This is a genomic window from Caenimonas terrae (assembly GCF_042655405.1).
In the GTDB taxonomy this organism is placed as follows: Bacteria; Pseudomonadota; Gammaproteobacteria; order Burkholderiales; family Burkholderiaceae_C; genus Ramlibacter; species Ramlibacter terrae_A.
Window position 1 is genome coordinate 277,506 of record NZ_JBHSMF010000015.1, and the last position, 11,601, is coordinate 289,106.

Here is an 11,601-nt window from a genome sequence, read left to right on the forward strand (position 1 = left end):
CGAACGGATTCGACACCCATGACAAGCAACAAGCGAACGATCCCGCTGTTTTCCTCGGCGCTGGCCAACCAGGGCATCGACCTGGCCGGCGCCATGCGGCGCGTGCTGGAGAGCAACAGCTTCGTGATGGGCAAGGAAGTCGCGGCGTTCGAAGCGGAATTCGCGGCCTACACGGGCGTCGCCCACTGCATCTCGGTGGCCAACGGCACCGACGCTCTTGAGCTGGCCCTGCGCGCGCTCGACCTGCAGCCGGGACAGCAGGTGGCCTGCGTCGCCAATGCCGGCTTCTACAGCGCCACTGCGATCCATCTTGCCGGGGGCGTGCCGCTGTATGTGGAGGTCGACGAGCAGTCCCTCACCATGGCGCCGCAGGCTCTGGAGCGCGCCTTGCGCGACAAGCCGGCCGCGGTCATCGCCACCCACCTGTACGGCCAGCTGGCCGACATCGAGCAGCTTGCTGCGCTATGCCGCAGCGCGGGGGTCCCGCTGATCGAGGATTGCGCGCAGAGCCATGGCGCCAGCCGCGGCGGCCGGCGCGCGGGCAGCTTCGGCGACATCGCCTGTTTCAGCTTCTATCCGACCAAGAACCTGGGCGCGCTGGGCGACGGCGGCGCGGTGCTGACGGCCAACGACGCCCTGGCAGCCCGTCTGAGGGCCTTGCGCCAGTACGGCTGGTCCAAGAAGTACGAGGTCGCGATGCTGGGCGGCGGCAACAGCCGCCTCGACGAACTGCAGGCCGCGCTGTTGCGCGAGAAGCTGCCGCTGCTGGAGCAGCACAACGCCCGGCGGCGCGCCATCGCCGCCCGCTACAACCAGGCGTTCGCCAAGCTGCCGCTGCGGCTGCCGGTGTCGGTGGGGGCGGATTTCGCTGCCCATCTCTATGTGGTGCGCACCGAGCGCAGGGAAGGGCTGCGTGCGCACCTGGCCGAGTGCGGCGTGGCGACCGACGTGCATTACCCGATCGCGGACATCCGGCAGCCGGCCTTCGGTGGCCGTTACGACGGCGTGTCGCTGCCGGTGAGCGAAGCGGCCTGTGCCAGCGCCATGTCGCTGCCCTGCTTCCCCGGCATGCCTGACGAGGACGTCGAGCGCGTCGTCGAGGCGGTCGCCGCCTTCTTTTCCGGCGCCGGGGCCTGAGTTGCTGACGCTGGTCATCCCGGTCTACAAGAACGAGGGATCGCTGCCGGACCTGCTGGCCGCGGTCGAGCGCCTGTCCACCCAACTGCAGGGCGAGATGGAGACGGTGTTCGTGGTCGACGGCAGCCCGGACCGCTGCTACGAGATCCTGCGCCGCGAACTGCCGCTGCGCGGCATGCGCACCAAGCTGGTCCTGCTGTCGCGCAACTTCGGCTCCTTCCCGGCGATCCGCACGGGCCTGATGCATGGCGACGGCGAGCGCTTCGCCGTCATGGCGGCCGACCTGCAGGAGCCGCCGGAGCTGGTGCTGGAGATGGACCAGGCCCTGCGCGGCGGCGATGTCGACGTGGTGGTGGGCGTGCGGGAAGCGCGCCACGATCCCTTGCTCTCGCGGCTGCCGGCGCAGATCTTCTGGGGCCTGTACCGGCGCTACGTGGTGCCGGAGATGCCGCCCGGCGGGGTCGACGTGTTCGGCTGCAACCGCGCGTTCCGCGACACGCTGGCGCAGCTGCAGGAAAGCCACAGCTCGCTGGTGGCGCAGATCTTCTGGCTCGGCTTCCGGCGCCGGACGCTGTCGTACGTGCGCCAGCCGCGGGCCCACGGCGCATCCGCCTGGACCCTGCGCAAGAAGGTCAACTACCTGATGGACAGCGTGTTCGCCTTCACCGACCTGCCGATCCGGCTGCTGATGCGCACCGGCGCGCTCGGTGCCGCGGCCGCCGCCCTGTTCGGCCTGGTCGTGATCATCGGCAGGATCGCCGGGACGATCACCGTTCCCGGCTACGCCATGACCGCGATCCTGATCGTCTTCTTTTCGGCGCTGAACCTGCTCAGCCTGGGCATCGTCGGCTCCTACGCCTGGCGCGCGTATGAAAATACCAAGGGCCGGCCGCTGTCGGTCGCGCTCAAGGTGGAGCGCTTCGGCGCCGCCGCCGCCACTGTTGAATCTCCATGACCAAACCCTTCATTCACCCCAATGCGCTGTGCGAGAGCGGCCAGGTCGGCGAAGGCACGCGCATCTGGGCGTTTGCCCACGTGCTGCCTGGTGCGCGGATCGGCCGCGACTGCAACGTCTGCGACCACGTCTTCGTCGAGAACGACGTGATCGTCGGCGACCGGGTCACGCTCAAGTGCGGCGTCCAGCTGTGGGACGGGCTGCGGCTGGAGGATGACGTGTTCATCGGTCCCAACGCGACCTTCACCAACGACATCTTCCCGCGCAGCAAGGAATACCCGGAGGCATTCGGCCAGACGGTGGTGCGCAAGGGCGCCTCGATCGGCGCCAATGCCACCATCCTGCCGGGCATCACCATCGGCGCGCGCGCCATGGTCGGCGCCGGCGCCGTCGTCACGCGGTCGGTGCCGCCGAATGCGGTGGTGGTCGGCAACCCGGCCAAGATCGTCGGCTATGTGGACACCGCCGACCATGGACGGGCCGAGGCGCCCGTGGCGCCGGTGGCGGTTGAGGCGGTGCACCAGACCTCAGTGCGCGACGTCACGCTGCACCATCTGAAGAACGTCGCCGACATGCGCGGCAGCCTGTCGGTCGGCGAGTTCGGCCGCGACATCCCGTTCGACGTGAAGCGCTATTTCCTGGTCTACGACGTGCCCAGCGTCGAGATCCGCGGCGAGCACGCCCATCGCAGCTGCAAGCAGTTCCTGATCGCAGTCAAGGGCAGCGTCCACGTGGTGGCCGACGACGGCGCCAGCCGCGAGCAGTTCCTGCTCGACAAACCCTGGCTGGGCCTCTACCTGCCGCCGATGACCTGGGGCATCCAGTACCGCTATTCCCCGGACGCAGTCCTGCTGGTGCTGGCCTCGCAGCACTACGACAGCGCCGACTACATTCGCGATTACGACGAATTCCTGGGAATGACCCGCGATCCGCTGAAGCCGTGAAATCACTTCGCTCTTCGTTGTCCGTGGCCAGCGCGGCGCGCTTCCTCGCGTCCGGTGGCTTCAACACCCTGGTCACCTACGCCGCTTACCTGGTGCTGCTGCACTGGTTGCCGTACCAGGCCAGCTATTCGATCGCCTTCGCCAGCGGCATCGGGCTGGCGTACGTGCTGAACCGCTATTACGTGTTCCGGCGCACCGGCGGCTCGCTCGGGCCCGTGTACGTGGCCATGATCTACACCGGCCAGTACCTGCTCGGGATGGCGATCGTGTCGGCCTGGGTGAAGTGGCTCGACGGCCCCCCCAGGCTGGCGCCGCTGGTCGCGATCGCGATCAGCCTGCCGCTCACTTACCTGAGCAACGCCCGCGTTTTCACCGGCGATCCGGGACCAGCCCAGGCGGGCGGCGATGTCGGCGCGGCCGTCGGTCCCCGGCTGGAGCGCCTGGCGCTGGTGGTGCTGATCGGGCTGCCGGTGCTGAGCCTGGCTCTGAACGCACTGGGCTGGCTGCACTACGGACTGGACCTGCCGTTCTACGACGACTGGCGGGCCTACGCGACCGGCCAGATCGATTCGCTGGACCCGTCGTACCTGTTCATGGGCATCAACGACACCATGGCACCGGTCGGATTCGCGCTGGACGCACTGGCCCAGCGCGCGATCGACGGCAATTCGGTGCTGTACCAGCTGCTGTCGATGCTCACCGTGCTGGGCTTGCTGCTGCTGCTGCAGTGGAAGCTGCTGCGGGCCAGCCTCGGCAGCCCGCTGCTGGCGGCGGGTTGCTTCGTCTTCACGCTGCTGATGCTGCAGCCCGGGTCGTACTGGGGCCGGGAGAACCTGGCGTACCACCAGGCGCTGCCGCTGGTGTTCCTGCTGGCGGCCTTCTGGCTGATCGTGTTCAGCCCGTGGCGCAACCGGTGGCGCCTGCCATGCATCGCGCTGCTCGGCACCCTGGCGGGACTGACCTACGTCTCGGGTGCATTCGGCACGCTGGCGGCGGCGATGGGGCTGTTGACCGTGGTGTTCCTGCTTGGTGCCCGCCGCCACGCGCGCATCCTGCAGGGCGCCGTGGTGCTGGCCGTCGCCGGGGTCGCGACCTCCCTCACGCAGTTCAAGATCGGCGTGCTGCCGACCATGGGCGCGTCGCATCGCGGCGATGCGCGGCTGGCGCTGCCGAACGAGCCCGACTTCTGGTTGTTCTTTTTCGGCAAGGTCGGCCGCTCGCTGTTGCTGCCGCAAGACCAGCCGGGCCTGTCGCTAATCCTGGTGCTTGTGGCGTGCGCCCTGGCGGTCGCGGTCGCGGTCGCGCTGGTCAAGCGGGTCCGCGCCGACCGCGACGGCCCGCATGTGCCGGTCGCCTTGATCTACGGCGCGCTCTGCGCGACTGTCTTCGCGTACCTCCTGCTGGTGGCGGCCGGGCGGACCTACCTGCGGGACGCGCCGATCGACGACCCGCTCGATGTGTTCCTGCTGGGCTTCACCCGCTTCCACTTCTTCTGGGCCGCGCTGCTGTGGCCGTGGGTCATCGCCGCTGCAATCGTCCTGTTCAAGGGCCGGCGTCCGGCGCTGCCGACGTCGCTGGCGGCGGCCTCACCGGTCCTGTGCGCGGCCGCGATCTACCTGATGGTTGCCGGCGGGGCGCTGGCGCATTTCCAGCGCCACCAGATGGAAGCGTCGTTCCGCAACGCCACGGTGACCTGCCTGATGTCGCAGCTGCAGAAGGGCGAGGGCATCGATTGCCCCGAGTTCAACATGCCCGACCTGACGCCGGCCTACATCTATGCCCGCCGGATCGGCGCGTCATTCGTGCGCTATTTCCCGATCCTGCCGCTCGACCTGGGCGTGGATGACCCGCCGCCGTGGTTCCGCCTCAGCCGCGACGAGGCGCGCGTCGACCGGCACAACGTCACCGCGCAGGGCGCGGGCTACCTGGCGGGGGACGACCCGCAGTTCCACATCCGGATCGGCCGGCCCGTCGAAATGGCCAACTGCGTGCTGCTCGACGTCACTGCCCTGGTGTCAGCTGACCGGGACGACGAGATGCAGGTGTACTTCCGCGGCTATGGCCAGCCTGAATTCAGCGAGGAGCACTCTCGCAAGATGGCCTTGAAGGGAAGGGCCGGACCGAAAGCCATCTCGTTCCAGGTCGAGAGCGACAGCGGTTTCGAGGACACGCTGCGGGTGGACCCGGTGAACAAGCAGCAGCCGTTCTCGATGCCGCAGCTGGAAGTGCGGTGCCGGCTGAAATATTCCACCCTGCCTTTCTTCACGCTGGCGCAGCCGCCGAAAGGCGCGCAGCTGCTGGACAGCGCATACCTGGACCCGGTCGCGGGCGACGTGCACGCGTACCGTGCCGGCGACGACGCACAGGTAACCTTCCGCACCGACAAGCCGCAAACGATGGCGGAGTGCAGCACCCTGGACGTTCAGGCGAAGATGTCGGTCGAGCACAAGGCCAACGCCCAGATCTACTTCGTGGGCCGCGGCAAGAAGGAATTCACCGAAAAGGCCTCGGTCATGCTGCCGGTCGCTCCGACCGGCGACGCAACGCCGCAGCAACTGGTGTTCCGGCTGGAAAGCCCGATCGGGTTCGAGGACAGGCTGCGCTTCGATCCGGTCGACAGCGCGCAGCGGGTCCGCGTCTCCGACGTCCAGGTCAGCTGCCACCGGCGCCTGTCCAGCGTGGCCGCCGCCGCAGCGGCCGCGGCCGGGTCCGGGAAATAGCAGCCGTTCATAATGCTCCGTTGCGCCTTCGCGCGCCGCTTCATTCATTTACCGGTATGGCCAATCCCCAGAGTGTTCTCGAGCCCGCAGGCGAGGTCGATCTAGCCCACGATTTGGGCGAGCTGCTGGTGCGGGCCGGCAAGCTCAGTGCGCGCGACCTGGAACGCGCGTTCGCCGCCCGCCTCGAAATGGGCGGCTCGCTTGAAGCGGTGCTGGTCCAGCTCGGACTGGTGTCGGAACTGGACGTCGTGCAGACCCGGTCCGTCCAGCTCGGCGTGCCCTTCGCCTCGGTCGACGATTTCCCCGCGGTGCCGGTGGAGGCGCCAGGCCTGCTGACCGAATTCCTAAGCACCCATGCCTGCTATCCGCTGCGGCTGGAAGACGGGCGGCTCGACGTCGCCATGGCCGCGCCGCAGGACGAGTTCGTGCTCAAGGCGCTGCGGCTGGCCACCGGGTTGGCGATCCGCCCCTTCATCGCGCTGCCCAGCGACATCGAGCGGGCGCTGACGCAGCCCGCCGCCGGTACCGAGGGCGACGAGGACGAGGACCAGCTCGACGACTCCGGCGATTTCGTCGAGCACCTGAAGGACCTGGCGAGCGAGGCCCCGGTGATCCGCCTGGTCAACTCCATCATCGGCAAGGTGATCGAGCTGCGGGCTTCCGACATCCACCTGGAACCCTTCGACGACGGGCTGCACGTGCGCTACCGCGTGGACGGCGTGATCCATCTGTCGGAGCTGGTGCCGCCCAAGCACGGCGCCGCCGTGAGTTCGCGGGTCAAGCTGCTGGCCCACCTGGACATCGCCGAACGGCGGCTGCCGCAGGACGGCCGGATCAAGACCCGGGTGAAAGGGCGCGAGCTCGACCTGCGGGTCTCCACCGTGCCGACGGTGCATGGCGAGAGCGTGGTGATGCGCGTGCTGGATCGCGCCAGCGTGCGCTTCAGCCTGGAGCAGATGGGGTTCGAGGCCGACACGCTGGCCCGCTTCAATGCGCTGCTGGCGCGGCCGCACGGCATCGTGCTGGTGACCGGCCCGACCGGCTCGGGCAAGACCACGACGCTGTATGCCGCGCTGTCCAAGCTGGACGCCTCCACCCAGAAGATCATCAACGTCGAGGACCCGGTCGAATACCAGCTCGAAGGCATCAACCAGATCCAGGTGCACGCGCAGATCGGGCTGACCTTCGCCAATGCGCTGCGGTCGATCCTGCGCCAGGATCCGGACATCATCATGATCGGCGAGATGCGCGACGGCGAGACCGCGCAGATCGCCGTGCAGTCCGCGCTGACCGGCCACCTGGTGCTGTCGACCCTGCACACCAACACCGCAGCCGGCGCGGTGATCCGGATGCAGGACATGGGCGTGGAGCGCTACCTGATCACCTCGTCGGTCAACGGCGTGCTGTCCCAGCGGCTGGTGCGCACCCTGTGCAACCACTGCAAGGAGGCGGAGACGCCGTCGGCGCAAGTGCTGCGCAGCTCCGGCCTGGGCCGCTTCCTGCAGCCCGGCAAGCCCACCTATCGCGCCCGCGGCTGCGCGCTGTGCCGCGATACCGGCTACCAGGGCCGCACCGGCATCCACGAACTGCTGGTGCTCGACGAGCCGATGCGGCGCGCCATCATCGAAGGCAAGGACGCCAGCGAACTGCAGACGATCGCCGCCGCCTCCGGCATGCTCACCCTGTACGAAGACGGCCTGCGCAAGGTCGCCGCCGGCACCACCTGCCTCGAGGAACTGCTGCGCGTGACGCAGGACACCAGCGATGCCTGAGTTCGCCTGGCGGGCGGCGGACGCCTCGGGCCAGCTCACCGAGGGCCGGGTCGAGGCCGCGTCGGTCCATGCGGCCACCCGCCAGTTGCGCGAGCGCGGCCTGGTGCCGGTCAGCGTGCTGGACGCCGGGCCGGCCGCCGCTTCGGTGCGCGCGCAGTTGCCCGCGTCGCGCGGCGCCGCCCGCAAGAGCTTCCGCTCCAACAACGGGCCGGTCACCCAGGCCGAAGTGCTGGCGCTGACCAGCGAGCTGTCCATCATGTTGCGCGCCGGGCTGGCGCTGGCCAGCGCCCTGCGGGTGCTGATCGACATGAGCCTGCGGCCGCCGGTCGCCCGGGTGCTCCAGCAGATCCTGGACGACGTCAAGCACGGCGCCTCGCTGAGCAAGGCGCTGGCGCGCGAGCGCGAGCTGTTCGGCGAGTTCTACCTGAACATGGTGCGCTCGGGCGAGGCCAGCGGCCAGCTGTCCAGCGTGCTGCAACGGCTGGTGGAGCACATGGAACGGCTGCGGGCGCTGCGCGAGAGCGTGATTTCCGCCACCATCTATCCGGCCATCCTGCTGTTTGTCGCCGTGGTGTCGCTGGTGGCGATGCTGGGCTTCGTGGTGCCCCAGTTCGAGAAGCTGTTCAACGACCTGGGCGACGCGCTGCCGATGGCGACCCGCATCGTCATGCAGCTGGGACGCGGGTTCCGCGAGTGGGGGCTGGTCATCGGCCTGGTGCTGGGCCTGGGCGGCTGGCTGGCTTCGCGCTGGCTGCGCACGCCGCGCGGCACCGCTTGGTGGCAGCGGCTGGTGCTGCGGCTGCCGGTGCTTGGCCGGCTGCTGCTCAAGTACCAGCTGAACCTGTTCTCCAGGACGCTTGGCACCCTGCTTGGCAACGGCGTGCCGATGCTCAGCGCGCTGCACATCGCGACCGACACCATGGGCAACGACCTGCTGCGCGCCAGGCTGGCCTCGGTCGCCCCGGCGGTGAAGGAGGGCGGCCGGCTGGTCGATGCGCTCTCCGCCACCGGCATCTTCGAGCCGCTGGCGGTCAACCTGGTGCGCGTCGGCGAGGAGACCGGGCGCATCGGCCCGATGATGCTGGAGCTGGCCAACATCCTCGACCGCGAGGTGGAAACCGGCATCCGGCGCGCGCTGACGCTGGTGGAGCCGATCCTGATCATCGTGCTGGGCCTGATGATCGCCAGCATCATCGTGTCGATCCTGCTGGGCATCCTGTCCATCAATGACCTCGCCGTATAATTGATCGTTTGATCGAGGACAACGAGATGGTGCATTTCCGTCGCCGCTCCGCGGCCGCATCCGCTGGCTTTACATTGGTCGAACTGCTGGTGGTGCTGGCCATCCTGACGCTGCTGGCGGGCCTGGTGGGCCCCCGCGTGCTGAGCCAGCTCGGTGGCGCCAAGACCAAGACCGCGGCAGTCCAGATCGCCGACATCGACAAGGCGCTGGAGCTGTTCAAGCTGGACGTGGGGCGCTACCCCACGACCGAAGAGGGGCTTGACGCGCTGGCCAAGCGCCCGGCATCCGTCACCACCGGCTGGTCCGGCCCCTACCTGAAGGGCAGCTTGCCGACCGACCCCTGGGGCAAGCCGTATCACTACCAGCTCACCAACGGCGCCGTGGAAATCCTGTCGTACGGCGCCGACGGGGCGCCCGGCGGCGAGGGCGAAAATGCCGACATCCGCAACACGCGCTAGCGCGCGCTGAGGCCGCTGTGCGAGTCGAGCGCGGCTTCACTCTGGTCGAACTGCTGGTGGTGTTTGCGATGATCGCCCTGATGGCGGGCCTCGTGCCGCTGGCGTTCGAGCGGCTGCGCGAATCGGCCCAGTACCGCGACACGGTGCGGGGCATGCTCACCGACATCCGCCAGGCCCGGTACCGGGCGCTGGCCGAAGGCCACGAGGTGCGCTTCAAGGTCGATCTGGAGCAGCGCAACTACGGGATCGAAGGCCGCAAGCCCCGGATCGTCCCCCAGCCGCTGCGCCTGCGCGCCACCGTTGCCGACATCGAGCTGAGCGCCGCCAAGGGCGCCGGCATCCTGTTCCTGCCATCGGGCGGCGCCACCGGCGGCACCATCGAGATCGTGCGGCCAAGCGGGGCGGGCGTGCGGCTGACGGTCGACTGGCTGTCGGGCGGCGTGGCGCAGTCGCCGCTCGCACAATGAGCGCCCGCCGCCGCCGCCAGGGCGGCTTCTCGCTGCTCGAGCTGCTGGTGGCGTTCGTCATCATGGCCTTCTCCCTGGGCATGCTTTACCAGGCCACCGGCGGCACCGTGCGCAGTCTCGGAGACACCGAAACGCACCTGCGGGCGACTGTGCTGGCGCAGAGCCTGCTCAATTCGCGCGACAGCGTGCCGGCGGCGGGCTGGAACGAAGCGGGGCAGAGCGCCGGCTTTGCCTGGCGCGTCAGCAGCGTCCCGCTGCGCACGGATGTGACCGATCTCAAGGTGCCGCCGCTGCAGCAGGTGGAGATCGTCATCGCGTGGACCGACCGCAACGGCCCGCGCCAGCTGGAACTGAGCACCTTGCTGCCGCAGGCCAAGCCGCCGGCGGGTCCGGGATGATGCGCGGCCGCCGCAGCGCCCGGGGCTTCACCCTGGTGGAAATCCTGGTCGTCATGACGCTGATGTCGGTGGTCATGCTGGCGTTGGGCGCGGCCATGCGCACGATCGCCCAGACCGAGGAACGGGTGGACCAGCGGCTGCAGCGGGACGACGAGATGCGGGTGGCGACCAGCTTTCTGTCCAGCACGCTGGGCCGGATCTCGCCGCGCCGCTCGCCGACCCTGGCGGCCGCGGGCGGCAACGTGCCCCTGTTTGCCGCGGCGCCAGCGCAAGTCATGTGGGTCGGCGTGATGCCGGCCCGCTATGGTGCGGGCGGGCGCTACTTCTTCCGCATCGCGCTGGAGCGCCAGGCCGACCGGTCCGATGTCGTGATCCGTTTCGCTCCCTGGACGCCGGCCGGCGCGTTTCCCGCCTGGGGCGGGGCCGATTCCCGCCCGCTGCTGCGCGCGGCGACCGGCTTCGCGCTGGAGTACCAGCAGCCGGACGGCTCGTGGCGCGGCGACTGGGCCGACCCGCAGACACTGCCGGGCCGCATCCGGATCTCGCTGCGCACGGCGGCAGTGGAATGGCCGCCGATCGTCATTGCGTTGCGCCAGCTGCCCGCCGGCGACAACGGGCGCGGCGGCTTTTCGTTGGGGCCGGAATGATGCGCGCACGCTCGCTCCCCGCCCGCCGCCCGCAGCAGGGGATGGCGCTGGTTGCCGTCCTGTGGATCGTGGCCGCCCTGAGCATCCTGGTGACGGGCATGGTCCAGGCGCACCGCGACGAGATCCGGCTGGTCGCGTCGGCGCGGCAGACGGTCCAGGGCAGTGCCCTGGGCAACGCGGCCGTGCAGCTGGTGCTGCAGCAGATGGCGGCACGCACCGAACCGGTGGCGCGCCTGAGCCGCATCGATGTCGAATTTGCGGGGCAGACCATCCCGGTGGAAGTGACGCCGCTGAACGGCCTGATCGACCTGAACCGGGCGCCGGAGGCGCTGCTCGCCGCCCTGTTCACCGTGGCCGGGAAGCTGGCGCCCGATGCGGCCGCCGGGCTGGCGAAGGCGCTGGTGGCGGCGCGCGCGGCGGGCCCGCTGACGCAGCGCGGGCCCCGCTTCGAGGCGGTCGAAGACCTGCTGCAGCTGCCGGGAGTGGACTTCGGCCTCTATGCTAGACTTTCGCCGCTCGTCACCACAGACGCCCTGGGCGGCGGCCGCGTCAATCCGATGGCCGCCCCCGAAGGGGTTCTTCTGGTGCTTTCTGACGGTGACGTCGCACGGGCTGCGCGGATCGCGGCCGGCAGGGACGGCGGTGGTCCGGGCGTTGATACAACCGACCTCCCCGCGCAATTTGTAGATACCGTGGCGACGACGCGCTTCAGGCTTGTGGCCCAGGTGCCCCTTCCTGATGGCAGGCGTTTGCTCAGTTCGCGCCTGGCGGAAACGGGCAAGCTCGCCGCCGACGGTGTGCCGTGGCGCATCTTCCAGGCCGAGGACCGGTTCGACCAGGCGCCGGCGACGATGAATTGA

11 protein-coding genes are annotated in these 11,601 nt (G+C 69.4%); all 11 read left to right on the top strand.

Going from position 1 to position 11,601, the window contains the following annotated elements:
• The first annotated feature begins 18 nt into the window (after positions 1-18).
• Genes ACFPOE_RS23350 through ACFPOE_RS23400 form a run of 11 tightly spaced genes read left to right on the top strand, consistent with a single transcriptional unit; the run spans position 19 to position 11,601 of the window.
• The gene (locus ACFPOE_RS23350) at positions 19-1,137 is read left to right on the top strand and encodes a DegT/DnrJ/EryC1/StrS family aminotransferase (protein ID WP_376852746.1); all 1,119 of its coding nucleotides are present in this window, start codon (positions 19-21) and stop codon (positions 1,135-1,137) included.
• Between the two features lies 1 nt (position 1,138).
• On the top strand, positions 1,139-2,092 hold the full coding sequence (locus ACFPOE_RS23355) for a glycosyltransferase family 2 protein (protein WP_376852747.1): 954 nt from the start codon (positions 1,139-1,141) through the stop codon (positions 2,090-2,092).
• On the top strand, positions 2,089-3,036 hold the full coding sequence (locus ACFPOE_RS23360; protein ID WP_376852748.1) for a WxcM-like domain-containing protein: 948 nt from the start codon (positions 2,089-2,091) through the stop codon (positions 3,034-3,036). Before ACFPOE_RS23355 ends, ACFPOE_RS23360 begins: the two co-directional genes overlap by 4 nt.
• Positions 3,033-5,756, top strand: a complete 2,724-nt coding sequence (locus ACFPOE_RS23365) for a GtrA family protein (RefSeq protein ID WP_376852749.1) — start codon at positions 3,033-3,035, stop codon at positions 5,754-5,756. The genes ACFPOE_RS23360 and ACFPOE_RS23365 overlap by 4 nt, the downstream gene beginning before the upstream one ends.
• A gap of 56 nt (positions 5,757-5,812) precedes the next feature.
• Positions 5,813-7,528 (top strand): GspE/PulE family protein, encoded by a 1,716-nt coding sequence (locus ACFPOE_RS23370; protein WP_376852750.1) that lies wholly within the window; start codon positions 5,813-5,815, stop codon positions 7,526-7,528.
• On the top strand, positions 7,521-8,771 hold the full coding sequence (locus ACFPOE_RS23375; protein WP_376852751.1) for a type II secretion system F family protein: 1,251 nt from the start codon (positions 7,521-7,523) through the stop codon (positions 8,769-8,771). Before ACFPOE_RS23370 ends, ACFPOE_RS23375 begins: the two co-directional genes overlap by 8 nt.
• A gap of 26 nt (positions 8,772-8,797) precedes the next feature.
• Positions 8,798-9,229, top strand: a complete 432-nt coding sequence (gene gspG / locus ACFPOE_RS23380; protein WP_376852857.1) for a type II secretion system major pseudopilin GspG — start codon at positions 8,798-8,800, stop codon at positions 9,227-9,229.
• 17 nt (positions 9,230-9,246) lie between these two features.
• A complete protein-coding gene (locus ACFPOE_RS23385) occupies positions 9,247-9,696 on the top strand; it encodes a Tfp pilus assembly protein FimT/FimU (RefSeq protein ID WP_376852752.1) in 450 nt (149 codons plus the stop codon).
• Positions 9,693-10,094: a type IV pilus modification PilV family protein gene (locus tag ACFPOE_RS23390; protein ID WP_376852753.1), complete on the top strand. Its 402-nt coding sequence runs from the start codon at positions 9,693-9,695 to the stop codon at positions 10,092-10,094. Before ACFPOE_RS23385 ends, ACFPOE_RS23390 begins: the two co-directional genes overlap by 4 nt.
• On the top strand, positions 10,091-10,741 hold the full coding sequence (locus ACFPOE_RS23395; RefSeq protein ID WP_376852754.1) for a type II secretion system protein J: 651 nt from the start codon (positions 10,091-10,093) through the stop codon (positions 10,739-10,741). Before ACFPOE_RS23390 ends, ACFPOE_RS23395 begins: the two co-directional genes overlap by 4 nt.
• A gap of 41 nt (positions 10,742-10,782) precedes the next feature.
• On the top strand, positions 10,783-11,601 hold the full coding sequence (locus tag ACFPOE_RS23400) for a type II secretion system protein GspK (RefSeq protein ID WP_376852755.1): 819 nt from the start codon (positions 10,783-10,785) through the stop codon (positions 11,599-11,601).

Bases quoted from the DNA above. Each gene is read 5' to 3' on its own strand.
- ACFPOE_RS23350 (WP_376852746.1), top strand. From the start codon at position 19: ATGACAAGCAACAAGCGAACGATCCCGCTGTTTTCCTCGGCGCTGGCC.
- ACFPOE_RS23360 (WP_376852748.1), top strand. From the start codon at position 2,089: ATGACCAAACCCTTCATTCACCCCAATGCGCTGTGCGAGAGCGGCCAG.
- ACFPOE_RS23370 (WP_376852750.1), top strand. From the start codon at position 5,813: ATGGCCAATCCCCAGAGTGTTCTCGAGCCCGCAGGCGAGGTCGATCTA.
- ACFPOE_RS23375 (WP_376852751.1), top strand. From the start codon at position 7,521: ATGCCTGAGTTCGCCTGGCGGGCGGCGGACGCCTCGGGCCAGCTCACC.
- gspG (WP_376852857.1), top strand. From the start codon at position 8,798: ATGGTGCATTTCCGTCGCCGCTCCGCGGCCGCATCCGCTGGCTTTACA.
- ACFPOE_RS23390 (WP_376852753.1), top strand. From the start codon at position 9,693: ATGAGCGCCCGCCGCCGCCGCCAGGGCGGCTTCTCGCTGCTCGAGCTG.
- ACFPOE_RS23395 (WP_376852754.1), top strand. From the start codon at position 10,091: ATGATGCGCGGCCGCCGCAGCGCCCGGGGCTTCACCCTGGTGGAAATC.
- ACFPOE_RS23400 (WP_376852755.1), top strand. From the start codon at position 10,783: ATGGCGCTGGTTGCCGTCCTGTGGATCGTGGCCGCCCTGAGCATCCTG.